The organism is Streptomyces halobius, assembly GCF_023277745.1.
Lineage (GTDB): Bacteria > Actinomycetota > Actinomycetes > Streptomycetales > Streptomycetaceae > Streptomyces > Streptomyces halobius.
Genome location: NZ_CP086322.1, coordinates 5,615,642 through 5,640,234 on the forward strand (window position 1 = coordinate 5,615,642; position 24,593 = coordinate 5,640,234).

At 70.1% G+C, this 24,593-nt stretch carries 18 protein-coding genes, 2 pseudogenes and 1 riboswitch; of the genes and pseudogenes, 8 read left to right on the forward strand and 12 right to left on the reverse strand.

Features of this window, described 5'->3' with window-relative positions; genetic code table 11:
- Positions 1–221: 221 nt before the first annotated feature.
- Complete coding sequence (locus K9S39_RS25555; RefSeq protein ID WP_283112802.1) at positions 222–2,897, forward strand: bifunctional FO biosynthesis protein CofGH; 2,676 nt, start codon at positions 222–224, stop codon at positions 2,895–2,897.
- A 263-nt stretch (positions 2,898–3,160) separates the two neighbouring features.
- On the opposite strand, the gene K9S39_RS25560 is transcribed toward K9S39_RS25555, so the two are convergent.
- Positions 3,161–3,415 carry a hypothetical protein gene (locus K9S39_RS25560; RefSeq protein WP_248865650.1) on the reverse strand — a complete coding sequence of 85 codons (255 nt, stop codon included), beginning with the start codon at positions 3,413–3,415 and terminating at the stop codon, positions 3,161–3,163.
- Between the two features lie 444 nt (positions 3,416–3,859).
- Between K9S39_RS25560 and K9S39_RS25565 the strand changes: the two genes are divergently transcribed.
- Entirely contained in the window at positions 3,860–4,981 is a 1,122-nt protein-coding gene (locus K9S39_RS25565; RefSeq protein WP_248865651.1) for an ADP-ribosylglycohydrolase family protein, read from the forward strand.
- 154 nt (positions 4,982–5,135) lie between these two features.
- Here K9S39_RS25565 and K9S39_RS25570 read toward each other — a convergent pair whose 3' ends face one another.
- The 5 genes and pseudogenes from K9S39_RS25570 to K9S39_RS25590 all read right to left on the reverse strand — a co-directional run bounded on the left by K9S39_RS25570 (position 5,136) and on the right by K9S39_RS25590 (position 9,156).
- The gene (locus tag K9S39_RS25570) at positions 5,136–5,861 is read right to left on the reverse strand and encodes a DUF2690 domain-containing protein (RefSeq protein ID WP_248865652.1); all 726 of its coding nucleotides are present in this window, start codon (positions 5,859–5,861) and stop codon (positions 5,136–5,138) included.
- A 236-nt stretch (positions 5,862–6,097) separates the two neighbouring features.
- Positions 6,098–6,274: pseudogene (locus K9S39_RS25575) on the reverse strand (PLP-dependent aminotransferase family protein); the annotation flags it as partial.
- Between the two features lie 184 nt (positions 6,275–6,458).
- Complete coding sequence (locus K9S39_RS25580; RefSeq protein ID WP_248865653.1) at positions 6,459–6,668, reverse strand: DUF397 domain-containing protein; 210 nt, start codon at positions 6,666–6,668, stop codon at positions 6,459–6,461.
- Between the two features lie 478 nt (positions 6,669–7,146).
- Positions 7,147–8,013 (reverse strand): helix-turn-helix domain-containing protein, encoded by an 867-nt coding sequence (locus K9S39_RS25585; protein ID WP_248865654.1) that lies wholly within the window; start codon positions 8,011–8,013, stop codon positions 7,147–7,149.
- A 372-nt stretch (positions 8,014–8,385) separates the two neighbouring features.
- The gene (locus K9S39_RS25590) at positions 8,386–9,156 is read right to left on the reverse strand and encodes a GOLPH3/VPS74 family protein (RefSeq protein ID WP_248865655.1); all 771 of its coding nucleotides are present in this window, start codon (positions 9,154–9,156) and stop codon (positions 8,386–8,388) included.
- A 238-nt stretch (positions 9,157–9,394) separates the two neighbouring features.
- Here K9S39_RS25590 and K9S39_RS25595 point away from each other — a divergent pair, with 238 nt between their 5' ends.
- Positions 9,395–12,064 (forward strand): serine hydrolase, encoded by a 2,670-nt coding sequence (locus K9S39_RS25595; RefSeq protein WP_248865656.1) that lies wholly within the window; start codon positions 9,395–9,397, stop codon positions 12,062–12,064.
- A gap of 258 nt (positions 12,065–12,322) precedes the next feature.
- Complete coding sequence (locus K9S39_RS25600) at positions 12,323–13,759, forward strand: glycosyltransferase family 39 protein (RefSeq protein WP_248865657.1); 1,437 nt, start codon at positions 12,323–12,325, stop codon at positions 13,757–13,759.
- A 488-nt stretch (positions 13,760–14,247) separates the two neighbouring features.
- On the opposite strand, the pseudogene K9S39_RS25605 reads toward K9S39_RS25600, so the two are convergent.
- A pseudogene (locus K9S39_RS25605) lies at positions 14,248–14,454 on the reverse strand (transcriptional regulator); the annotation flags it as partial.
- 82 nt (positions 14,455–14,536) lie between these two features.
- Between K9S39_RS25605 and K9S39_RS25610 the strand changes: the two are divergent.
- Positions 14,537–14,743, forward strand: a complete 207-nt coding sequence (locus tag K9S39_RS25610; protein ID WP_248865658.1) for an isocitrate lyase/phosphoenolpyruvate mutase family protein — start codon at positions 14,537–14,539, stop codon at positions 14,741–14,743.
- 151 nt (positions 14,744–14,894) lie between these two features.
- Here K9S39_RS25610 and K9S39_RS25615 read toward each other — a convergent pair whose 3' ends face one another.
- The gene (locus K9S39_RS25615) at positions 14,895–15,221 is read right to left on the reverse strand and encodes a hypothetical protein (protein ID WP_248865659.1); all 327 of its coding nucleotides are present in this window, start codon (positions 15,219–15,221) and stop codon (positions 14,895–14,897) included.
- A gap of 382 nt (positions 15,222–15,603) precedes the next feature.
- On the opposite strand from K9S39_RS25615, the gene K9S39_RS25620 reads away from it, so the two are divergent.
- Together K9S39_RS25620 and K9S39_RS25625 are read left to right on the forward strand one after the other, a co-directional pair.
- The gene (locus K9S39_RS25620) at positions 15,604–16,356 is read left to right on the forward strand and encodes a hypothetical protein (protein ID WP_248865660.1); all 753 of its coding nucleotides are present in this window, start codon (positions 15,604–15,606) and stop codon (positions 16,354–16,356) included.
- Between the two features lie 25 nt (positions 16,357–16,381).
- Positions 16,382–17,725, forward strand: coding sequence for a sensor histidine kinase (locus tag K9S39_RS25625; RefSeq protein WP_248865661.1), 1,344 nt, complete (start codon positions 16,382–16,384; stop codon positions 17,723–17,725).
- Between the two features lie 56 nt (positions 17,726–17,781).
- Here the strand turns inward: K9S39_RS25625 and recQ are convergent, their stop codons facing one another.
- The 4 genes from recQ to K9S39_RS25640 form a co-directional block, all read right to left on the reverse strand.
- Entirely contained in the window at positions 17,782–19,803 is a 2,022-nt protein-coding gene (gene recQ, locus K9S39_RS25630) for a DNA helicase RecQ (RefSeq protein ID WP_248868963.1), read from the reverse strand.
- Between the two features lie 521 nt (positions 19,804–20,324).
- Entirely contained in the window at positions 20,325–20,600 is a 276-nt protein-coding gene (locus K9S39_RS43070) for an IS3 family transposase (RefSeq protein WP_406708160.1), read from the reverse strand.
- 199 nt (positions 20,601–20,799) lie between these two features.
- Entirely contained in the window at positions 20,800–21,519 is a 720-nt protein-coding gene (locus K9S39_RS25635) for a DUF4097 family beta strand repeat-containing protein (protein WP_248865662.1), read from the reverse strand.
- A gap of 67 nt (positions 21,520–21,586) precedes the next feature.
- On the reverse strand, positions 21,587–21,805 hold the full coding sequence (locus tag K9S39_RS25640; protein WP_248865663.1) for a hypothetical protein: 219 nt from the start codon (positions 21,803–21,805) through the stop codon (positions 21,587–21,589).
- A 1,366-nt stretch (positions 21,806–23,171) separates the two neighbouring features.
- A riboswitch (cyclic di-AMP (ydaO/yuaA leader) is annotated at positions 23,172–23,385 on the forward strand.
- A gap of 3 nt (positions 23,386–23,388) precedes the next feature.
- Between K9S39_RS25640 and K9S39_RS25645 the strand changes: the two genes are divergently transcribed.
- Entirely contained in the window at positions 23,389–24,570 is a 1,182-nt protein-coding gene (locus K9S39_RS25645; RefSeq protein WP_248865664.1) for a transglycosylase family protein, read from the forward strand.
- Positions 24,571–24,593: the final 23 nt, after the last annotated feature.

The following is a 24,593-nucleotide window of genomic DNA, read 5'->3' on the forward strand; positions in this document are numbered from 1 at the left end:
GCGACAGCGGTCGCGATGGCCGTCTCGACGGCCGTGGCGGTGGCGATGTCCGTGTCGCCGCGGCGGCGGTCAGGTCCGCCGAGCCTGACCGCTTCGGGAAACGCCCCGCCTTCGGGGGAACCCCGACTCCGGAGGGAACCTCCGTCTGGCGTGATCAGGCGCACACCGATCGCCGGTTCACCGGCGGCGGCGCTGTCGGTGGGCGCTCGTATCCTCGGAGGATGACTTCCAGCGCGCAGGGACCTGACCAGGGAACCGACCGAGGACCGGACCGAGGACCCGACGGGACGACGGCCGCGGCCGCGGACCGTCCGGCGCGGCCGACGGCGAACGCGATGCGACGATCGCTGCGCCGCGCGCGTGACGGTGTGGCGCTGGATGTCACCGAAGCCACGGTGCTGCTCCAGGCCCGTGGCGAGGACCTCGCGGACCTGTGCGCTTCGGCGTCCCGGGTGCGGGACGCGGGCCTGGAAGCCGCCGGGCGCCCCGGTGTCATCACGTACTCCAGGAGCGTCTTCATCCCGCTCACGCGCCTCTGCCGCGACAAGTGCCACTACTGCACCTTCGCCACCGTCCCCGGCAAGCTGCGCCGCGCCGGCCACGGGATGTTCATGTCGCCGGACGAGGTTCTGGCCATCGCCCGCCGCGGCGCCGAACTGGGCTGCAAGGAAGCGCTGATCACCCTGGGGGACCGCCCCGAGGACCGCTGGCCGGAAGCGCGGGAGTGGCTGGAGGCTGAGGGGTACGACGACACCATCGCGTACGTACGGGCGATGGCCATCCGCATCCTGGAGGAGACCGGGCTGCTGCCGCACCTCAACCCCGGCGCCATGACGTGGACGGACTTCCAGCGGCTCAAGCCGGTGGCCCCCTCGATGGGCATGATGCTGGAGACCACGGCGGAGCGGCTGTGGAGCGAGCCCGGTGGCCCGCACTATGGCTCCCCGGACAAGGAGCCCGCCGTGCGGCTGCGCGTCCTGGAGGACGCCGGCCGCAGTTCCGTTCCGTTCACCAGCGGGCTGCTGATCGGCATCGGGGAGAGCTACGAGGAGCGCGCGGAATCCCTCTTCGCCCTGCGCCGCATCTCCCGTGCCTACCACGGCGTCCAGGAACTCATCATGCAGAACTTCCGCGCCAAGCCGGACACGGCGATGCGCGGTATGCCGGACGCGGAGATGGACGAACTGGTCGCCACCGTCGCCGTCGCCCGGCACATCATGGGCCCCTCCGCCTGCCTCCAGGCGCCGCCCAACCTGGTGGACGAGGAATACGGGCGGCTCATCGGGGCCGGTATCGACGACTGGGGCGGCGTCTCTCCGGTCACGCCCGATCACGTCAACCCCGAGCGCCCGTGGCCGCAGATCGACGAGCTCGCCGAACGTTCCGCCGCCGCCGGCTTCCGGCTCAAGGAACGGCTCGCCGTCTACCCGGAGTTCGTCCAGCGCGGCGAGCCCTGGCTGGACCCCCGTCTGCTGCCGCACGTCCGGGCCCTGGCCGACCCGGAGACCGGCCTGGCCCGTGAGGACGCGGTGGTCGAGGGCCACCCGTGGCAGGAGCCCGACGAGGAATTCTCGGTGACCTCCTCCGGCCGTACGGACCTCCACCGCACCATCGACACCCAGGGACGTACGAGCGACCGCCGCGACGACTTCGACGAGGTCTACGGCGACTGGGGAGCGCTGCGCGAGGCCGCCGCCCCCGGGATGGTGCCGTCCCGCATCGACGCCGATGTACGCCAGGCACTCTCGCAGGCCGCCGACGACCCCACCGAACTCACCGACGACGAGGCGCTGGCCCTGCTGCACGCCGATGGGCCGGCCCTGGACGCGCTCTGCCGGATCGCCGACGATCTGCGCCGCGCCACCGTGGGCGACGACGTCACGTACATCGTCACCAGGAACATCAACTTCACCAACGTCTGCTACACGGGCTGCCGTTTCTGCGCCTTTGCACAGCGACGCACCGATGCCGACGCCTACACCCTCTCCCTCTCCCAGGTCGCCGACCGCGCCCAACAGGCTTGGGACGTGGGCGCGGTGGAGGTGTGCATGCAGGGCGGCATCCATCCGGACCTGCCCGGGACGGCCTATTTCGACATCGCCCGCGCCGTCAAGCAACGCGTTCCGGAGATGCACGTCCACGCCTTCTCTCCCATGGAGGTCGTCAACGGCGCGACGCGTACGGGACTGTCCATCCGTGAGTGGCTCACCGAGGCCAAGGCCGCCGGTCTGGAGACCATCCCCGGTACCGCCGCGGAGATCCTCGACGACGAGGTCCGCTGGATTCTCACCAAGGGCAAGCTGCCGACCGCCACCTGGGTGGAGGTCATCAAGACCGCCCATGAGCTGGGCATCCGCTCGTCCTCGACGATGATGTACGGCCATGTCGACCAGCCGCGGCACTGGCTCGGCCACCTGCGCCTGCTGGCGGAGATCCAGCGGTCCGCGCGGTCCAAGAACGTCGCCGGCTTCACGGAGTTCGTCACCCTCCCCTTCGTCCACACCAACGCCCCCGTCTACCTCGCCGGCATCGCCCGCCCCGGCCCCACCACCCGCGACAACCGTGCGGTGACGGCCATGGCCCGGTTGCTGCTCCACCCGCACATCACCAACATCCAGACCAGTTGGGTCAAGCTCGGCACGGAAGGCGCCGCCGAGATGCTGCGCTCAGGCGCCAACGACCTGGGCGGCACCCTGATGGAGGAGACCATCTCCCGTATGGCGGGCTCCAGTTACGGCTCATACCGCTCCATCCAGGGCCTGACCGCCATCGCCGAGACCGCCGGCCGCCCGGCCCGGCCCCGCACGACGACATACGGCCCGGTCACGGAGGAACGCCGGTCGGCGGCGCTGGCGTCGGACGGTCATCTGCCGGAGCTGCTGCCGGTGGTGGAGTAGGGGAGGGCGGCGGCGACGGCGGCCGCCGGCACGATTGCCCGAGGCCTGCACGCCTGGCCGGCCGCCGCTGTGCCGTTGGCCGGCCGCAGCCATGACCCTGGTCGACCGCCGACGGGTATACGCGCCTGACCATGAGCACACCGGCCGACGTCCTGGCCGACGCGACCGGGAACGGCGTCTGCCCGCGTCCCTGCCTGCGGCTCCTGCAGGGGCGCCTGGGGCCCCTGCCTGCGGCTCCCCGCCTGCGCCGCCCGGGTCGTGTCTCACTCCCCGCCGTACTCCGTCTCGTGTTGCAGGATGCATTGCTGCCACTGGGACAGGGCCTCCTCGCGGTCGCCCCCGGTGTCCTGGGCGGCGACGATCAGTGCGTCGGCGGCCATGGCGGCCAGCCGTACGGCGATATGGCAGACGTCGCGCTGGGAGAGCGGCCGGAGGAGCTCCACCGCGCCGTCGCTGTCGCCGGAGAGCGCGGAGGCGACGACCGCCATGGTGGTGCGATCCCACTCGTACTCGGACATGAGGGAAGCATGCCCAGCGGCAGGCACCGCCATTGTCGAACGGGTGAGTGTACGGGCGGCGAGGTGCGGAGGCAGCGCCGGCAGACCGGCGCCGGACGCCCGTCGGACCCGTACCCGATCAGAAGCCGTTCCAAGCCGACTCAAGCCGACCTAAGCTGTCTCAAGCCATCTCAAGCTGTCCCAAGTCGACTTAAGCCGCCGCAAGGCGTCTCAGCCTCATCGCAAAGTCTCGCCAAAGCTGCCTAGGAGTCGCCCCGAGACCACTTCGAAGTCGTCCCGAAGCCGCCGTGAAGTCGCCTCAAAGTCGCACGAAAGCCGTCTCGTGTCTGACTGTTCACAATATGATCCTGGCCCCAAGTCGATCGTTCCTGGTCGATTACAGTGCCGCCAGGGAGGCCGAGCGGAGCGAGGTTTCGGTGTGAGCGAGCGGAGCGGGGTATCGGCATGAGTGCAGTGGCAGGCACCACCGCCATCTGGGGCCGCGCCGAACAGCAGGACTTCCGCAGCCGGGTGCGTGGCTGTCTGCTCGGCGGCGCCATCGGCGACGCGCTCGGTGCGGGCATCGAGTTCGACTCGCTCGACGCGATCCGTGAGGCGCACGGCCAGGAAGGTGTGACGGACTTCGTCCCGGCCTACGGGCGGCGCGGCGCGGTCACCGACGACACCCAGATGACCCTGTTCACGGTGGACGGGCTGATACGTGCCCAGGTGCGCCGCGACACCGGTGCCTGGCATCCGCCCACCGACGTCCACCGCGCCTATCTGCGCTGGGCCGCCACCCAACGTGACTGGGGGCCGGACGAGCGCAAGAAGGACGACGGCTGGCTCGCCCGTGAGGAGTGGCTCTACTCCCGGCGGGCCCCCGGCCGGGCCTGCCTGAGCGGCCTCGGGGACGACAAGATGGGCACGCTGGAGAAGCCCAAGAACCCCGGCTCCAAGGGCTGTGGCGCCGTGATGCGCTCCGCGCCGTTCGGACTCCTCGTCGGCTGGGAGCCGCAGCTGGTCTTCCAACTGGCCGTCGAGTGTGCCGCGCAGACACACGGCCACCCCACCGGCTATCTCGCGGCCGGTGCGTTCGCGGTCATCAGCCATTCGCTGGCCCGCGGCGAGGGTCTCGACGGCGGCGTCCAGAAGGCCCTGGCGCACTTGGCCACCCGCCCCGGCCACGAGGAGACCATGGACTCCCTCAAGCGCGCGCTCGGCGCCGTACGCCAGGGCATGCCGACGCCCGCGCGGGTGGAGTCACTGGGCGAGGGCTGGACGGCCGAGGAGGCGCTGTCGATCGGTGTGTACTGCGCGCTGGTCGCCGAGGACGTCCGGCACGGCCTGCTCCTCGCCGTCAACCACGGCGGCGACAGCGACTCGACCGGCGCCGTCTGCGGCAATCTGCTGGGCACCCTGCACGGCGAGACGGCGCTGCCGCCGGAGTGGCTGGTCGAGCTGGAGGGCCGGGACACGATTCTGCAGCTCGCCGACGACTTCGCGCTGGAGATGACGCAGGGGCCCGCGCTGCACGGCCCGGCGGGCTCGGCGCCGGGCTGGCTCGTGCGCTATCCGCGGGCTTAGTGCGATCAAACCGCATCATTCGCGGCGCGTGCCGAAGTGCGGGGGCGAGGAACGCCACCGTCGACAGCCGCCGCCATCAGCCCGGCCCGGTGGGACCCACTGCACGCTCGTTCACCCAGCTTCGACAGTCAGTTACCGGCCTGCCGTCATGTCCTCAGTTCCACGCGGAACGCTCTGTGGCGACGAAGCAGTACTTCACCCAGGTGCCGGTGTGCCCGCGGACGCCGCCCGGCTCCGCGCACAACCGGACGCGGAAGGTCTCGCCGACGGTCGCCATGTCGGTGTACTTGTCATGGTTGATGTCGATGGACGCGCTGCGGGACGAGCCGCCCACCACGCTGATCGACACCACGTCGCCGGGCTCGCCGTTCAGGATCCGGCCCCACACGGCATCGCATTTCCTGCTGTAACGCAGCTGAATGCGGGCGATATTGCCCTCGCCCTCCGTGGGCTCCCAGGTGGCGACGTCCGCGGCGCACCCGTGGTTCTTCGGGCTCTGGCCGTCGCAGCCGGGTCCGGGGCAGGCGGGCGGCGGGGCCTCGAAGAGCTCGGGGATCTGGTCGGCCGCGACGGGGATGAGTGCACCGACGACGGCCACCACCAGGGCGTGCTTGGCGTGTACGCGCAGCCACCGGCCGATGCGGCGCAGTCGGTCCCCACCGCGGTGCAGGAGTGAGGCGTTGGAGGGCGGATCGGGCTCGTCGGGTGCATCGGCGGGATCCGACGGGTTGGGCAGAGGCGATGCGTCATGCGGCGGGTTGTGCGGAGTCGACGCGTCATTGGGCGGGTTGTGCGGGGGCGCTTCGTCATCGGGCGTGGTCTGCGGGTGAGGAGCCTCGTCCGGCGGGCTGGGCGCCGGGTCGTGCGTGCCACTGGTCATCCGGCCTCCTGGGCGGTCCATGCCGTAGACATGTGCCGTAGACCTCCCAGTTTCCGGGATGGCGTGGATCACCCGGAAGCGCATTTTCCGCCCTTGGGAGGCTTATGGGGCGCACGGTCATCCGCGCGCCCCTCTCATGCGCCTGCGCCCCGCCCCAGCGCCGTCGCCAGCCGGTGCAGACCCTCGCGGATCTCCGCGGGTGCGTCACGAAGGACAGACGGGCGGCCGCGGCATCCGGCGGCCCGGCGCTCGGCGGGCAGCGTGCGGCCCGTCGGGTTCTGGAACGTCGGCACGATGTAGAGCAGTTCGGGCCGCTCGCGCGCGGCGATCTCGTCGAGCGCGGCCGGGTCCAGGCCGTCGTCCTCGTCGGTCGGCACCGGTACCACCCGGGCGCCGGCGAACGAGATGACCTCGGGGCGTGCGGTGAGCGCCAGGATGTCGCGTACGGGCGAACTGCCGGTGTGCGCCGCTCGGGGCCCCCGTTCCGCGCGCGGACAGGGCCGAGCCCCCTCGGCCGGGACGGCGATCCAGTCGAGAGGGCTCGTATCTGTGGTGCGGCCACACGGGCCGCCGTTGGTTGTTCGGTTGCGGGTCAGGTCATGCCAGGTCGTATGCGCCGCGGGCGACATCCGACACAAAGCTGCTCCAGGAGGAGTCGTCGAACGTCAGGCGCGGACCGTCGGGGTCTTTGGAGTCGCGCACCGCGATGGCTGCGGTGGTGGGTACGGCGATCTCCACACAGGCGCCGTTGCCACCGGAGTAGGAGGACTTCGTCCAGGAGAATGCGGAATTGGGCTGAGTGGCCATGTTCACTCCGAATCACTCTGAGAGTTGCTGCGGATTTCGGTAATGCTGACGCTAGTCGCCAACATCACTGGCCACAGTGGTCGTTCACCCTTCCGAATGGCATATTCCTTGATCTCTTTTCAGGAGAGCGGGGCTTGGTGTACCGTGCCGCCCCGTCCTGTGGAGTCTTCAGTTCCGCGGCCTGGGGGCCTATTTTCGGCGCGTTCCTGAGTGAGCGCGCCTCGGCTCATTCTCGCCCCATTCCCGCGCCATTCCTCAATTCCGGGCAACTCGGGACGCCCATTCGCCTTTCATGACTCATTGATCCGTCAACTTCACCCGTGCCCTCATTTGTTGTGCCGTCGTGGATCTTCGTTGAGCCCTCATTGATCCGTCATTGAGTGCTCGCCGCGTCCACGGCTCCTCGGCCTTCAGCTCGGCTCATTGCGTCCTCGGCTCGGCCCCTTGCGACCTCGGTCCAGCTCATTGCGTCCGCAGCTCAGCCCATTGCGTCCGCATGCCGCTTCGACGCCGCGGCGATGAACTCCCGGCTCTGGTCCGCATTCAGTGCCTGGGCGCGCAAATGCTCGTACATGATCGTGTACTTGTGCACATCGTTGGTCTTCTCCAGATACAGATCGCTGGTGACGCCCTCGATGTAGACCACACTCGAATCCGAGGCATCGTCGAATTCCAGGATGGAAAACGTCCCCGACATCCCCGCATGCGCACCGGTGTCGTACGGCAGCACCTGAACCGTCACATGCGGCAGATGACTCATCTCGACGAGATGGTCCAGCTGCTCGCGCATGATCAGATGGCTGCCGACCACCCGCCGCAGCGCGGCCTCGTCCAGCACCACCCACAGCCGTAGCGGACGCTTGGGGTCATTGACCCGCTCCTGGCGGCGCATCCGCACCTGGATGCGCTTCTCCAGCGGCTCGGGCGCCAGCTCCGGAACGGTGCCGGGGATGACCGCCTCGGCATAGCCGGGCGTCTGCAGCAGTCCGGGCACGAGCAGGGACTCGTACACGCGCAGTGAGGCCGCCTCGGTCTCCAGGCCGATGTAGACGCTGTACGGGATGTCGCCGAACGCGTGCCACCAACCCTGCTGCCGGGAATCCTTGGCCATCTGCATCAGCGAATCGACTATGCGGTGATCTTCCACCTCGTAGACGCCGCACAGATCGCGGACATCGCGCTGGCTGATGCTGCGGCGGCCGTTCTCCAGCCGGCTGATCTTCGACTGGGAGACGAGCAGACGCTCGGCCACCTCTTCCGCCGTCATGCCTTTGAGCTCGCGGAGCCTGCGCAGCTCCTGGCCCAGCCGACGTCGCCTGACGGTGGGATTGACATTGGATGCCACGGGACGTGCACCTCCGGCTCCGTACTGCTGTCGATTCCTGTCCAGCAGGGTGCCACCCCAGGTCGACGCCGCGCAGTCAAACGCACACAGAAGGCGAGCGAGCATACGCGCGGGGTGGTGGGCCGGCCGTCGTCCACTACGGCCGGCCCACCACCCCGCGCTTTCCTGCTGCGGCTCCCGAAACGGGAATGTGGGGCCGGTGGCGCGGTCAGGCGGTGCGCCCGAGCGGTCCGGTCAGGCGGCGCGTCCCCGCCGCGGTCCGGTGAAGCCTGTGAAGCGGGATAAACGTGAGGTCCATGCGCACTCGCACACGCGCACGGACGAGGATGCGTGTGCGAGTGCGACTGCTGACCCGTGGTGCGCTGTCATACGTCAGCGGGCTCCTGCGCGGGCCATACTGCTCCGCCCGTGCCGCGTCTGGACCGGCACCCCGGCCGTGTCCGCCGTGCCCCGAGCCGCCGACTGCCGGACTCCCGGACCGGTGCCCGGTCCGCCCGCGGCCGCCCGTCGAGGCTGTGCCGCGACGCCGTTCTGCACATCCATGACGGCATGCGCGACCAGCCCGCCCATCGGGTCGTGCCGGATCAGATCCCGGAGACGGGAGCGCGATGACCGCCCCTCGTTCCCCGGGTAGAGGTGCTTGCCGAGTCCGACCGCGTGGGCCAGCGCGGCGAGCGCCGCGGTCCGTGGGTCCGGCGGTACGCCGGTGCGGATCGCGTTGTCGAGCCGGACCCTGATTTCCCGGCTGATCGCCGTCTCCGTCGCTTGGTAGCGCGTCGTCGGCAGCACCCCGCACATCTGGCCCGCGACGGCATGCACCATGCCGCACCGTTCCAGATGCGTGAGATACGTCTGGCGCAGCCCCAGCCGGGGCCCGCCGATCCAGTGGACCGCGCGCACCGGACTGCCGCGTCGTCGCAGCAGTTCGAGCGCGGAGTCCAGAGTCGGATCTCCTGTCGGCCGTGCCATCACCACGGCGATACGATCCCCGTCTGGGGCTATCCGTCCTGCCAGAGCCAGCTCTACTAGCTGTGCCCCGGCCAGGCCGAGGTCGAGCGACTGCGGCTGCGCTGTGGTGCCCGTGGCCGGGTCCAAAGCGAGCAGCAGAAGCTCCTCCGGAATTGTTCTGCGGCTCCTGCCCATCCATGCCTCCCCGCGTGGATGAATGACAGGGTGACCCCTCTCACATTCATCTGTCGAGAGTGCGTGGTGGTTTCGGTATGGAACCGGTAGGTATGTCGTTCTCGTCTTGCACGTCGGCGATACCTTCCGTGGGGCGTGGGGCGTGGTGGTTCGCGTGGCGGCGAGATGGCGTCACGCGTACACAGGACACTTGGGAACACTGGGTCATGCAGCAGTGCGACGTATGAAGGAGACATCGGTGGCGGGCGAGTCCCCCGACAAGTCGGACAAGAAGCAGTCGTCGGGGGAGACGGCGGGGGGCGAACGTGATCCGCGCCTGACCGTCTTCCGTGAAAATCCGGAGGAAACGGCCGAGGCGGAGAAGTCGGCGGGGACCGGGAAGTCGGCGGGGACCGGGAAGTCGGCGAAGGCTGGTAGGCCGGTGAAGCCGGAGAAGTCGGCCGAGGTGGAGAAGCCTGCCCGGGCGGAGAAGTCGGCCGAGGCGGATACGCCCGGGAAGTCGGAGAAAACGGAGAAATCGGCGGAGTCGAAGAAGGCCGGTGCTCCGGAGGGCGACGTTTCGGCGGACGCCACCTCGAAGGACGCCGTTGCGGAGGGTGCCTTTTCGAAGGGTGACGGTTCTGCTGCCGGGGTCGATGGGCGGTCCGGGGAGGAGTCCGAGGCACCCCAGGAGGACGCTCCGGACGGTGAGAGTGCCGATGGCGACTCCGGGGACGGTGACGACCGTCTGCGGACCGCTGTGGCCGCTTGGGTCGGTCGTGTGGACGGTGAGGGCGGCGAGGGGGACGCTCAGGGCGGCGGCCGGCGTGCGGAGGCGGACGCGGACGCGGACGCCGGCGAGAGTGCGCGTTCGGGTACGGACGGTGATGGTGGGGCGGAGGTGAAGGCCGAGGCTGAGCCGAAGACGGAGCCGGGGGCCGAGTCGAAGGCTGCGCCTGCCACTGACGGTGAGGCCGACGCCGACGAGCCACCGGTCGATAACGCGACGCGTGTGTTTGCCATCGGGAAGCTGAAGGGGGACATCGCGGCGGATCCGCCCGTCGACCAGCCCACCACGGCCTTCAAGATCACCCCGCCTGGCGAGGGCACGCCCAAGGGGGAGAGAGAGGGCGACGCTAAGAGCGAGAGCGACGCCAAGGGCAAGGACGAGGCCAAGGGCGACACCGGCAAGACCGGCGCCAAGGGCGACAGCAAGGGCGACGCCGAAAAGGACGCCGAGCAGGACGCCGGGAAGGACGCCAAGAAGGCCCCGGCCTCCGGCTCCTCCGCCGCCGCCGAGCGTGACACCGAGCGGACCAGCCAGTTCGTGGCGCTGAAGTCCGCCGACGACGGTGCTGCGGAGAGGTCGCTGGGCAAGACGGCGAGCCAGGTGCCCACACCCGGCGTGGCGCCGGCCCGTAGACCCGACAAGGCGCCCCGTACGCCGCTCCCCGCCGAGTCCGCGAAGCCGTCCGCGCCTGCAAAGTCCGGCACCCCGTCCGGCCCTCCGCCCACCGCCGCGTCCGCCACCGGGGAGACCGCCGCTGCTGGGGCCACCGCGCCCGACCGGACCGAGGAGCAGCCGCCGGCCGAGTCCGGCGCACTGCCCGAGTCCGAACGGACCCGGCAGGAGCCGCTGCCTCCGCTCGACCTGCTGGCGCAGCTCACCAACACCCCGCCGCCGCCCGAGACCCCGCTGCGGACGATCATCCGCCGGTTCAAGATCTGGACCCCGCTGGTGGTGCTGCTGGCGATCATCTTTGTGATCGTCCAGGCGGTGCGGCCGCTGCCCGCCCCGGAGCTCGCCGTCGGTTCGTCGACCGCGTTCACCTTCGAGGGCGGCAAGCTCGCCATGCCGTGGCCCGACCGGGGCCAGGCCGCTGCCGGGGTCGTCGGCGTCGGCAGCATGGGCACGTCCGGTGCGCAGAAGCCGGTGCCGACCGCGAGCGTCGCCAAGGTGATGACCGCGTATGTGATCCTCCGCGACCACCCGCTCAAGAAGGGCGCGAAGGGCGAGACGATCACCGTCGACGCGCAGGCCGAGGCGGATTCGAAGAAGAAGGACGAGTCGCGCGTCCCGCTCAAGAAGGATCAGCAGTTCACGCAGTACCAGATGCTGCAGATGCTGATGATCCCGTCGGGCAACAACGCGGCGCGCTTGCTCGCCCGTTGGGACGCCGGCTCCGAGGAGGCGTTCGTGAAGAAGATGAACGCCGCCGCCAAGAAGCTCGGGATGACCAAGACGACGTACACCGACCCCAGCGGCCTGGACAAGTCGACCGTGAGCACCGCCGTCGATCAGCTCAAGCTCGCCGAGGAGGTCATGAAGAACGACGCGTTCCGCGAGGTCGTACGCACCGAGAACGTGCAGATCGAGGGTCTGCCGGAGAAGATTTACAACAACAACAGCCTGCTCACGACGATGGCGGGCAAGGTCGCCGGCATCAAGACCGGTTCGAGCACGCCGGCCGGCGGCGCGTTCATGTGGGCCGGCTACCGCACCGTCGGCGGCAAGGACCAGCTGCTGCTCGGTGTGACGATGGATCAGCGTGCCAACAGCACGGACCCCAACGCGCATCTCTCGGTCGCCCTGGAGAACAGCGCGAAGGTGATCAATGCGGCCCGGGACGCGCTGGTCTCGGCCACCGTCGTGAAGAAGGGCCAGGTCGTCGGCTATGTCGACGACAGGCTCGGCGGCCGGACGCCGGTCGTGGCGACCAAGAACCTCACGGCGGTCGGCTGGGCCGGCATGAAGGCGGCCTTCTCCATCAGTGACGGCGGCAAGGCCGTTCCGCACGAGGCGAAGGCCGGCACCAAGGTCGGCGTGCTGACGGTCGGCAAGGGTGAGAGCGCGCGGAAGGTGCCGGTCGCGCTCCAGAAGGACCTGACCGATCCGACGTTCGGAGCCAGGCTGACGCGCCTCGGATGAGCGACGGCTCCGGGACGGCCACCCGCTCACCGTCCCGGAGCCCCCTCACCCGCGTTCCCTACGCGACCAGCGCGTCCCACGACCAGCAGTGCATCTGCACACGACCAGTGCATCCGCACCGGACCAGTGCATCCGCACCCGGCCAGTGCATCCCCTACGTGACCGTGACCGGAGTCCGTCATCGACGTTGCGCAAGCGCAGAAGACGACGACCGCGTCCTCCGTAACCGCCCGCGATGCGTGGGCGGTCCGGAGCGCCGTGGTGCTGGTGCCCTCGACGCTGATGCTGTTCCTGGGGGCATGGGGCATCCGCCGGCAGGACGCCATATGGCGGGACGAGGTCGTTACGTACGACATGGCGCACCGCGCTCTGGCCGACCTGTGGCCGACGCTGCTGCATGTCGATGTCGTCCACGGCCTGTACTACGCGCTGATGCACTGCTGGTTCGCCGTCTACGACGCCACGTTCGGCGGCGTCCTCGGTGACACGATCGGGCTGCGGCTGCCGTCGGTGGCCGCCATGACGGCCGCCGCGGCGGGTGTCGCTCTCCTGGGGCAGCGCCTGGTCGGTCGGCGGGCGGGGCTGTTCGCGGGCGTCGCGTTCGCGCTGATCCCCGTCGTGCAGCAGTACGCGCAGGAGGGGCGCTCCTACGCGATGGTCTGCGCGCTGGTCGTCTGGTCCACCTATCTGCTGGTGGTGGCCGCCGCACGTCCGCGCCGGAAACTGTGGGTCGGCTACGCGGCCCTGATGCTGTTCGCCTGTCTGCTGCACGAGTTCGCCGTGCTGGCGCTGCCCGCACACGGCGCCGCGGTGGTCGTGGCGCGCCTGCCGCGTCGCGTCCGGCGCTCCTGGGCCCTCGCCTCCGTCGGCGTCCTCGCCGGTCTCGCCCCGCTCGCGGTGTTCAGCACCCGGCAGTCGGCGCAGATCGGGTGGCTCATGTGGCCGGACCCCGTCCAGCTGCTGACGTTCACCGTGCTGGCGGTGCTGGGTGTCGCTGCCGCCCGGGTCCCGGTGCGCTCCCGGGGCCCGGTCGGCCTGCGCGCCATCGGTATCCCGCTGCTGCTCCTGCCCACCCTCCTCCTCTTCCTCCTCTCGTACGCCGAACCGGCCTATGTCGACCGTTACGTCCTGTACTACGTCACCGGATTCGCGCTGCTCGCGGGTGCCGCGCTGGCCCGTCTGCTGCGGCCGGCCGGTGAACGCGGCCAGACCCGTGGCCGACGGCTGCGGCGGACGGCGGCGGTGGCGCTGGTCGTGGCGGCGCTGCTGCCCGTCAACGTCCATCTGCGCAGCCCGGACAGCCGCGTTGACGACGCCTCGGCGGTCGCCCGGGCGGTACGCGAGGTGGCCGAGCCCGGCGACGGACTGCTGTTCATGCCGTCCCGGCGCCGGATCTGGAGGGCGGCGCATCCGCGGGACTTCCGCGGACTGACCGATCTCGCCCTGGCCAGGAGCCCGGTGGAATCGCACTCCCTCTACGGGACGGAGCGGTCCGGTGATGCGATCCGGGACCGGATGCTCACCGCCCGCAGGATCATCGTCGCCGGCGACCCGGACGGCCAGCCGGCCGATGACAACGACCAGGAAATCGCCAAACGGGCCACCCTGTGGGACTCGTTCGAGTCCTGCACCAGCCGCGAGGTCCGGGGCGCCCGGATCACGGTGTACGCGCGGCCGGGGGAGTGCGGGGGGTAGGGGGCTGCGGCGCGGCACACCACGTCCAGGGCGGCGTCCGGATCCGCCGCGTAACTGTGCGCGAACCACGGCATAGTGGCCTCCACCACGGCCCAGCGGCCGTCGTCCAGCCGCCCACATCGACCGCCGCCGCGCTGGGCAACGGCGCGAGGGCGAGCAGCCGGGCGGCGAAGGCGGGGACGTCGGGCGCGTACGGGTCGTCCGCGAGCGGCGCGGGGTCCAGGCGGTCGGGGACGGCGTAGCGGGTAACCCGATCCGGCGGAAGGCGACTTGGCGGGGGAGTCCGGGCAGCCGGTTGTCCGGCGGCTCCAGGAGGCCCAGGGGCAGCGGGCCGGCGATCCGGTCGGCGGTGTGCGGCCCGCCGTACCAGTGGACCGCCCGGCCGGCCAGTGCCCGCACGGTGTCCGGGCCGGTGAGCACCGCCGTCTCCAGCCCGCGCCGAGCGGCGGCTCGGCCAGCAGCACGGCGGTTCCCCGCTTCGCGCCCTCTCAGAGCAGCCCCGCCGCAGCGCCGTCGAGGCCGAGCAGATGGTGGAGCGCGGTGGCGCCGTCCGGGGTGAGGCGTACGGCCCGGCCGCTGCCGAGGCGCCGGACCCAGTGGCGGTTCAGCAGCCGGGCGCAGAGGCGGGCGCCGGCCGTGCCCGCGAGATGCGGCCGCCGTTCGGTCCAGTCGAGGCAGCCACGGGCCTGCGGACGGCATCTTCGTGCCGGGCGTCGTCGCGGACGAGGACATATCGGCGCTGTCAGCGCGGTACCCGCCCCGCTGAACATCCTCTTCGTGCCGGATCGGCACACCGTCGGCCGTCTCGCGGAGCTCGGCGTGCGCCGTATCAGCACCGGTTCGCTGCTGTTCCGTACGGCTCTGCGCGCCACTCTCGCGGTGGCGGAGTCCGTCCGTACGGGCCGGCAGCCGAGCGCCGGACCCGGCACGGAAGCCGGCGTTCCGGGGTACGCGGAGGTGCAGCGGATGGCGGTGGAGGGGTAGGCGGGACGGAGGAGTGCAGAAGGGGGAGGTGTAGAAGGAGCGGGGCGCGGCAAGGTGGCCTGTGCCGTCCCGACTCGGGGATACGGGTCCCGGGGGCACTCAGAGGCTCCCGGCTCCAGGAATTGCGGCTTCGCGGCCCGGTCTTCGCGTTTCAGGCGCGCTGCGTCCGTCCGCCCTGTCGCGAAGCGGTCGACGGGCCCGCCATCGCCTGCATGCCCTGACGTCGGCGATGCACGGCGAGGCCCGCGCCCGCGGCGCCCAGCGCGCCGCCACCGCCGATGAGCCCGGCCGCGGGCAGATGACCGGCCTTTTCGGCCAGTCCGGCGAGCCCGTTCTCCGGCAGCATGATCGACGTCCGGCCACCCGCGGGGGCGGTCGAGTCGGCGGCGAAGGCGGCGCCGGCGGGAAGCAGCAGGACGGCCAGCGCGCCGGTTGCGACGGCGGCGGTACGGATCACGGAGCGGCGCTGGGCGCTCATGGGTTCTCCTCTGACGAACTGTCCGACGGCTGTCTGACGAAGAAGACGCTACGGAGCGTCCTTAACGGCGACCCATAGGTTGTGTAACAGTCGGCAAGATCTCTGCGGTCAGTCGTGTGACGAAACGGGGGCGTGCGGCGCGTAGTCTCTCTGCCACCCTGGCTGGCTCGATCAAGCTACGCCCCTATATGTGCGCAATGTGTACCGCGCCGTGTGCGATACGTACCGCACTGTGAGCGATGCGTACCGGGGCGTGTGCATGTGATGCGGACAGGGTGTGCGCCTACATGCGCTGTGTATCGGAATGTGCGCAATGTGTATATCGGGTGTGTATCGGGTGTATCGGTGCCTGTCGGGCGACGCGCGGGAAGGTGGTGGCGGCATGCGGCGCTGGTGGCGGGCGCGCCGGGGCCTGGCCTCCCTTGCCGCGCCGGCCGTGCTCGTGTCGCTGTTGGCCGGTTGCGCGAGCATGGAGGGGCTGCAGAGCGACGGGCGGGCCAGGAGGGTGAAGGCACCGGTCCCGCTGTGGCCGGATTACTCGCCCGCCCCGCCCGGCCGCGACGAGAACCCGGCCGCCCTCAAGGCCGTCCCGGGCGTGCCGCGGATCCCGAGCGGCGATATGACGGCGGCGGACGCGCTCACCGTCCTCGACGCGGACTTCGAGGCCGAGGGCCGCACCCCGCCCGCCCCCGAGTCCGTACGCCGTCCCGTCCTGCACGACCTCACCGACGACGGCAAGCCCGACCTGATCACCGTCGTCGATCTCGATCCCCGCAACAGCGAACTGCGCGTCTACAGCGTCCGTAAGCAGCGGGTGACCCGGGTGCTGGCGCTGCGTGCCGTGCTCGCCGGCGTGGAGCTGGCGGCCGGGCATCTCGCCATCCGTGAGCCCACCGAGGACCGGCGCTATGTCGCCGTCACCGACTATGTCTGGGACGGCGACTCGATGGACCTGTGGGACCTCACCCTCGACGAGGCCGACAAGTCACACTCGTCGGGCACGGGCTCGCCGTCGCCAGGGGGCTCGCCCGACAGCCCGCCGCCACCCGGCGGCACAGCGTCGCCTGGTGGCTTTCCGTCACCCGGCAGCGCACCGTCACCCAGTGGCTCGCCACCCCTCGGAGGCGGCTCATGAGGCGCCTGGCCCTTGGAGGTGGCTCATGAGACGCCCGGCCCCCTGGAGGTGGCTCACGCGACGTCTGACGCTCTCGCTCCGCTGGAAGTTCGCGCTGACCGTGATGGCGGTGTGCTGCGCGGTTGCCGCCGTCCTCGGCGTGCTCGTTCACAACGTGGTGGCGCGGCAGACCGTCGGTCACGTCCGCGAACATGTCCGCACGGACCTCGACACCGCGCTGGACCTCTTCGAGTACGGCACCTCGCGCGCGGACATCAACTCCGTCCTCGATCCGCCCGAACTCCCCGAGCCACTGAGCGAGTTGGTGCGCTCCGGCGAACGCGGCACGATGGTCGGGACGTATCGGGGACAGCTCGTCATGTGGGCGGCGGCACCCGCGGACAACCGGGTGCTGGCCGTCTGGACTCCGTACAGCGGCACCCGGCGCTCCCTGGAGATGCTCGATACGGCCATCCTCGGCTCGGCGGTGCTCGCCGCCACCGCCGTCGCGCTCGCCGGGCTGTTCCTCGCCCAGCGCATCAGCCGCCGCCTGGGCACCACCGCGGCCGTCGCCCGCCGGATCACCGCCGGCGATCTGGACGCCCGGGTCGGCGTCGGGACGGGGCGGAAGCCGGGCGCGGGGCCCGCGGGCCAGGACGAGGTGACGGCGGTGGCCGCGGCCCTGGACTCGATGGCCGGTTCCCTGCAGAGCCGCCTCCAGGCCGAGCAGCGCTTCACCGCCGACGTCGCCCATGAACTGCGCACCCCGCTCACCGGCATCCTCGCCTCGGCCGATCTGCTCCCGGAGGGCCGCCCCAAGGAGATGATCAACGACCGGCTGCGGGCGCTGCACCGGCTCACCGAGGATCTGCTGGAGATCTCCCGGCTGGACTCCGGCACCGAGCACGCCGACGTCGACTCGTACGAACTGGGCGCGCTGGTGGAACGCACCGTACGCGCCACCGGGCTCGACACCGAGGTGCATATCGCCACCGACCCGGCCACCGGCGCGCCCGCCGACACGGTGGTCGAGACGGACCGGCGCCGCCTTGACCGCATCATCGCCAACCTGGTGATCAACGCGCACCGGCACGGAGCGCCCCCGGTCGTGGTCACGGTGGACGCGCCGCCCGGCGGCACCCCGACCATCGAGGTACGCGACCACGGGCCGGGCTACCCCGACGAACTACTGCACCACGGCCCGCAGCGCTTCCGCACCGATGCCCCCGGCCGCGGCAGGGGCCACGGCCTCGGCCTGACCATCGCGGTCGGCCAGGCCGCCGTCCTCGGCATCGATCTGACCTTCGGCAACGCCCCCGACGGCGGCGCCCGGGCGACCCTTCACCTGCCGGCCCAGCCCCCGCGGCGCCCCACCGCCGCCCACCGCTGACCGACGACGGGCGTCCCACTGCTCCCCCTTCCCGTCTCACCAGCCATTGCCGTCTCTCACCAGTCGATATCGTCCGGCTCAATGTCATCCGGCGGCTCCGGAGCACGCTGATCGTCCTCAACCGCCCCCATCACCATCGCCGCCGGCGCTCCTGCTCCCACACCGGCTTCCGCTCCTGCGCCTGCTCCCGCTTCCGCGTCCCCCTCCCGACCCGCCAGCACATCCAGGATCTGCTGCCCGTACTTCGCGAGCTTGTTCTCGCCGACCCCGTTGACCGTCCCCAGCGCGGCCGTGGTCGCCGGCCGGGCCGTGGCGATCTCGCGCAGCGTCGCGTCATGGAAGATCACATACGCGGGGACGCCCTGCTCCTTGGCCGTACGGCCCCGCCAGGCCCGCAGCGCCTCGAACACCGGCAGCGCTTCCTCGGACAGATCCACCGGCGCCTGCTTGCCCTTCGCCGTCCGCGCGCCCTTCGCCGCCTTCGCGGCCTTCTCCGGCTCCCGCCGCATCGGCACCTCGCGCCGGCCGCGCAGTACATCGCCGCTCGCCGCCGTGAGTACCAGCGTGCCGTAATCACCCTCGACGGCCAGCAGCCCCTGCGCGAGCAACTGCCGTACCACACCCCGCCATTCGGCCTCCCGCAGATCATCGCCGATCCCGAAGACACTCAGCCCGTCATGATCGAACTGAATCACCTTGGCGGTCTTCCGGCCCATCAAAATGTCGATGATCTGGCCCGCCCCGAACTTCTGCCCCCGCTCGCGCTGCAACCGCACCACCGTCGACAGCAGCTTCTGTGCGGCGACCGTGCCATCCCACGTCCGCGGCGGCGTCAGGCACGTATCGCAGTTGCCGCACGCCTCGCTCTCGCTCTTCTGCCCGAAGTACGCCAGCAGCCGCACCCGACGGCACTGCACCGTCTCGCACAGCGCGAGCATGGCGTCCAGATGGGCGGACAACCGCCGCCGATGCGCGTCGTCCCCCTCCGACCCGTCGATCATCTTCCGCTGCTGCACCACATCCTGCAGCCCATAGGCCAGCCAGGCCGTCGACGGCAGCCCGTCCCGCCCGGCACGCCCCGTCTCCTGGTAGTAACCCTCCACCGACTTCGGCAGGTCCAGATGCGCTACGAACCGCACATCCGGCTTGTCGATCCCCATCCCGAACGCGATCGTGGCGACCATGACCAGGCCGTCCTCCCGCAGGAACCGGGCCTGGTGCGCGGCGCGCGTACGGGCGTCGAGGCCGGCGTGATACGGCAGCGCGTCGATCCCGTTCTGCACCAGGAACTGGGCGGTCTTCTCCACCGACGCACGCGAGAGGCAGTACACGATCCCCGCGTCCCCGGCGTGCTCGCCGCGCAGCAGTTCCAGCAACTGCTTCTTCGGCTCGCTCTTGGCCGCGATCCGGTACTGGATGTTGGGGCGGTCGAAGCTCGCCACGAAATGCCGGGCGTCCGCCATCCGCAGCCGTGAGGTGATCTCATCATGCGTGGCCTCGGTCGCGGTGGCGGTCAGCGCGATCCGCGGCACATCGGGCCAGCGCTCGTGCAGCATCGACAGCGCCAGATAGTCCGGCCGGAAGTCATGGCCCCACTGGGCGACACAGTGCGCCTCATCGATCGCGAAGAGTGCGACCTTCCCCCGGTCCAGCAGGCTCAGCGTCTGCTCCACCCGCAGCCGCTCGGGCGCCAGATACAGCAGATCCAGCTCCCCGGCGAGAAACTCGGCCTCCACCAGCCGCCGCTCCTCGAAATCCTGCGTGGAGTTGAGGAACCCGGCTCGCACACCCAGCGCCCGCAACGCGTCGACCTGGTCCTGCATCAGCGCGATGAGCGGCGAGATCACCACACCCACGCCACTGCGCACCAAGGCCGGGATCTGATAGCAGAGCGACTTACCACCACCGGTCGGCATCAGGACGACCGCGTCCCCGCCCCCTATGACGTGCTCGATGATCTCCTGCTGACTGCCGCGGAACGCGTCGTACCCGAACACCCGGCGCAGCACCTGCACCGCCTCGCCCACACCGCCCGACGCGCTCTCCGTCCCGGTACCGCGCCCCGGCCCCAGACCCATGTCCGCGCTCACGTACGTGCCCACGTCTGTGCCCACGTCCGCGCCCACAGCCACTTCCATGTCTTCCATGTCTTCCACGTCCGCCTCAGCCATCCCTGAAGCGTACGAGCTACCGCCCGGTCGCCGTGCGGCCTGTGGATAACTCGCTGCTGGACCTCATCACCGGGCCTCATCGTTGGTCTCGTCACCGGACTCGTCACTGAGGAAGGCCCAAGCCGTCGAGGGCGAGGCGGGCGGTCTTGAAGTCGGAGGGTTTGGTACCGGTGTGGCCTCGACTCGGGAGTGGCCGGATAGATCAACGGTTCCTTGGGGGAATTTCACAGCGAGGTCATGCTCCTCGCGCGGCCCCGCTCCGCCACACCACGTCGACCGCCGGCGTCGCTTCCGTGTACGCGCTGGGACACCGCCGACCGTCTGCCGGTCCTATCCGGTTCCGTTCGCCGACCAGCCGCATGCCGCATCAGCTCGCGCCGCCATGCTTCCCGACCGGGCGATCGAGCGGATTCGCACCGTGTCCACCATCAGCTTTGGACAACTGCCTGCATCCGGGGTGGCCTTCGGGTCGCACCGGGCGAGGCCTTTGCGGCGGGGCTGACTCCGGCGAGTTCGGCCTCGCGCATCAGCCGCTCGACCCGCTTCCGGTCCACGGCCACATCCTCGTGATGAAGGACGGCGTGCACGCGCGGCGAGCCGTAGATCCCGCTGGGGTCGGCGTGGATCCGTCGGATCTTCTCGGTCAGCTCCCCCTCGCGGCCGCGCCGCTCGACGGTTCCGGCTTTGCACGACGCCGGCGGCAGTAGGTAGAGGGACGATCTGCGGTTCCCCGAGTGCGGGCTCGTTCCCCAGCTGCGGGTGCTCGTCCAGGAGCGTCATCACCTGGTCGGGTCGTGCGAGCTGAGCGGCGAACGAGCCAAGGCCGTCCGCGGTACCTCGTGAACGATGCCGTGTCGGGAGTGCGGGGGTGGCGGCCGGCCTCCCCGCCGGGGTGCGGGGACGTCAGTCGGCGGGCAGCACGCTGACGTTGCCGCCGCCGCTGCTGGCCTTGATCTTGTGGGGGGACGCGGAGTCGTTCTGCACGCTCACCTTGCGGTTGCCGCCGCCGGTCTCGGCATTCACGTCGTACGAGCCCTTGGGCAGCCGGACTGTGGTGTTACCGCCGCCCGTGTCCGCCTCCACCTTGTCGGGCGCCGCCGTGAGGGCGACGGTGACGTCGCCGCCGCCGACGCGGGCGGTCACCGTCCTGGCGGTGGAGTCCGTTATCCGCACCGATCCGCCGTCGGACTTGGCGTAGGTGGCGCCGGAGAGGCCGCGGACGGTGATCTCGCCGCCCCCGAGCGTCAGGTGGGTGGCAGTGGCCGCGGGCACCTCGACGCGGTACTTCACCACGCACTTGTCGGCGCCGGCGCCGCACCCCGGGTTCTTCAGCAGCAGCTCACCGCCCTTGACCGAGTGCTCGGTCGGCGGCTGGTCGTCGCTGTACTCGTACTTCTCGGTCACCTTGATGACGTCCCCCGTGCCGGGAATGACTTCGATGGCTCCCGCGTGGTCGTCCACGCGCAGCGAGGTGGCCTTCTCCTTGACCTCGTACGACTGCTCGCCTCTCTTGATGGGCGTCGCCGAGCAGGCGCTGGTCAGCAGTGCCGTGGCGGCGACCGCGCACAGCGCGGCCTGCTGCGCTCCGCCTGCGGTACGAAGGGAGTGCTGCTTGGTCTTCATGGGGTTGCTGTTCCTCTGCTGTACTGGGAAGGGCGGTGTGGGGTGGAAGCGGTCCGGCGCGGTGGGCTCAGATCCCGCGCGCCCTCAGGTGTCGGGGAGAGCCGCCCGCGAACGCGGAGACGTGCTTGTAGCGGCCTTTCACCTCGGCGACCCAGAAGTGGTCGGCGATGATGACCGGCGGCACCGGCTGGACCCGGCGGGGGAGCCGGAAGGCCAGGTGCACGTCCTCCGCGTCGCTCGGCACCTTGCCCCAGGTCGCCGGTATGGAACCCCCGTCGGAGTCCAAGCGTATACGGGAGGTCTTTGTCAACCAGCGTGGGATTACCGGACTTGTCTGTACCGCGCTCCACTGCGTTGGGGTCGTTCTTCATGGCTACCGCGTCTGGGCTGTCCAGCTTCTCGAAGTCCTCCAAGAGGAGTTCATCACCTGGTTGAACCTCGCGGTTTCCAACGTGGGTTCCGATGCCTCCTGCACAGTGGTGGCGGTGAACCCGACCCCGGTGAGTCCGAGGGCCGCAGTGGCCACGCCCATGCCCACCCCGCACGCCGGTTCGCGAATCTGACGGCTTGCGATGTCTTCCCATTGCCGCTTTCCCTTCGGTCGGTTGTGGGGGCAGGAGCACGAAAGCCGCTCTCGGTCGGAAGATGCCGAATTCCGCCTCCGGATGCCCTAGCCCACTGAATGACACCAGCCGCCCCCGTCTACAACCGATATTGATGAGTTCAAGCAGCAGGCCGCCGCCCGACGCGACGCGCGACGAAACCCCTCCAAGGGCTTCGGCGTGCCACGGCCGGTCCTGCGACTAAGCGTGGGGACTTCCTCATTCAGGTGTACGCGGATGCCGGTGCGCTGCCACTCGGGCTTCAGCAGCGTGCCCGGCTCTCCGGGACACCGCCGTACCGTGTCCGGCTTCCCGGTGTTCTGGTATTCCTCGTGTTCTGGTATTCCTCGAAGCCTGGCCGCAGCACTCCAAGGTTCATGCACAGGATCATCGTGCGCGTCACGCCTCCTGTGAAACGACCTTCCAGGAGCCTGGCGTCCTCCCGGGCCCTGGGTGCCCCGGGCGCTACGGGGGCCATGTCTATGTGCGCCTCCCGGCGGGCCTCGCGAGAAGGCGCCAGGGCGAGGCGGTCGACGCCACGTCGAGCCCGGGCGAGAGTGCGGGCTCCGCACCGACGGGGGCGGGCACCACCTTCCGTACCGCGACCGTGACATTCGGCAGCGGACTTCGCGGCCGGGCTGCGGAGTGGTGGCGCCGAACCGCTGATGTTCCCGACTGGCTGGTGTTCCCGACTGATGGCCAGTCATGTCAGATTAAAGAGCCCTTATCGCGCCCGCAGTGGCAAATGGGACTCAATTACTGAATCGGGCATATCGGCCTCAGTGATGCACTTCACAATGAGGATCGGGGCCCTGTCGGCGTCGCGCGTCCGGGATGTCCGCTTCCCGTCAACTCCGTTGTTCTTTTCCCTTCTTGGGTATCGATCTGCAAGATCTCGTATCGCTCTGTGGCAAAGATCCGCAGCGCAGTGTGACGCCATGTCCGAATGAATGCATCCAATCGATCTTCGTTGTATTGCAGGCATCTTGTCCCGGTGAAATCGATGTGTTTACTTTTGGCCCTCCGCAGAATCCAATGACGCGGGAATCCAACACCGGAGCGCCGAATCCTGCCGCCGGTGGGGGAAAACAACGACATCACGGCAGGAGCGGGGGAACCAGGTAAGGCGCCGGGCTGTGCCCACCCGTACGGTCCGGCTTGGGGTGAAGACGCGCCGCAGCGCTCCACGCTGCTTCCCACGCGCGGCCGGGCAACTCCTGTCCGAACCCGACAGCTCACCTCGCAGGCGTAGGAGAGGAAGATTTCTATGTCTGCACGTGGGCGTCATCGCCGATACAAGCCCAACCGCATTTCGCGCGCCTACCTCACCATCACCGCCGGCGGTGCCGGCATAGCCCTCCCCCTGATCGGGGCCGGCGCGGCGCACGCCGCTTCCGTCGATACCTGGGACAAGGTCGCCGAGTGCGAGAGCAGCGGTGACTGGACAATCAACACCGGCAATGGCTTCTACGGTGGTCTGCAGTTCACCCAGAGCACGTGGCAGGAGTTCGGCGGCGGGGAGCACGCCCCTCGGGCCGACCTCGCCTCCAAGGACCAGCAGATCACCACCGCGGAGAAGGTGCTCAAGGTCCAGGGCCCCGGCGCCTGGCCGGTGTGCGGGCCCAAGGCCGGTCTGACCCGTGGCGGCGGCGCGCCCGACATCTCTCCGGACGACCAGAAGGAGTCTGCTCCGGCCAAGGCCGCTCCCAAGGCCGAGCGCAAGGCCGCTCCCAAGGCCGAGCGCAAGGCCGAGCGCAAGCCTGCTGCGGGCAGCGGCAAGCACCGCAAGCCCGACTCGTACACGGTCGCCTCCGGCGACACCCTGTACAAGATCGCCCATGACCATGACGTCGAGGGTGGCTGGGAGACGGTCTACGACGACAACCGTGAGGCCGTCGGCCAGAACCCGAACCTGATCCACCCGGGTCTGGAACTCTCCCTCCACGGGGATGCGGCTCCCGCGCCGGAGCGGAAGGCCCCGAAGCATGCCACGGCCGCCCCGAAGCCCGCGCCGGCCCCGGAGAAGAAGGCTCAGCAGTCGTCCTCCGGGTACACCGCCCCGGTTCACTCGGCCATCGGCACCCCCTACCACAAGCCCGGCAGCGCCTGGTCCAGCGGTTACCACACGGGCGTCGACTTCCCCGTTTCCTCCGGCACCGCCGTGAAGGCCATCGGTGCGGGCGAGGTCGTTTCCGCCGGTTGGGGTGGCGCCTACGGCAACCAGGTCGTCATCCGCCACCACGACGGCAAGTACAGCCAGTACGCGCACCTGTCGAACATGAGCGTCCGGGCCGGCCAGTCGGTCTCCGGTGGCCAGCAGATCGGCTACTCCGGCTCGACGGGCAACGCCTTCGGCCCGCACCTGCACTTCGAGATCCGCACCGGCCCCGGCTACGGCTCGGACGTTGACCCCCTCGCCTACCTCCGGGCGCACGGCGTCACCATCTGAATTCCGCCTGGCATCACCTGAGG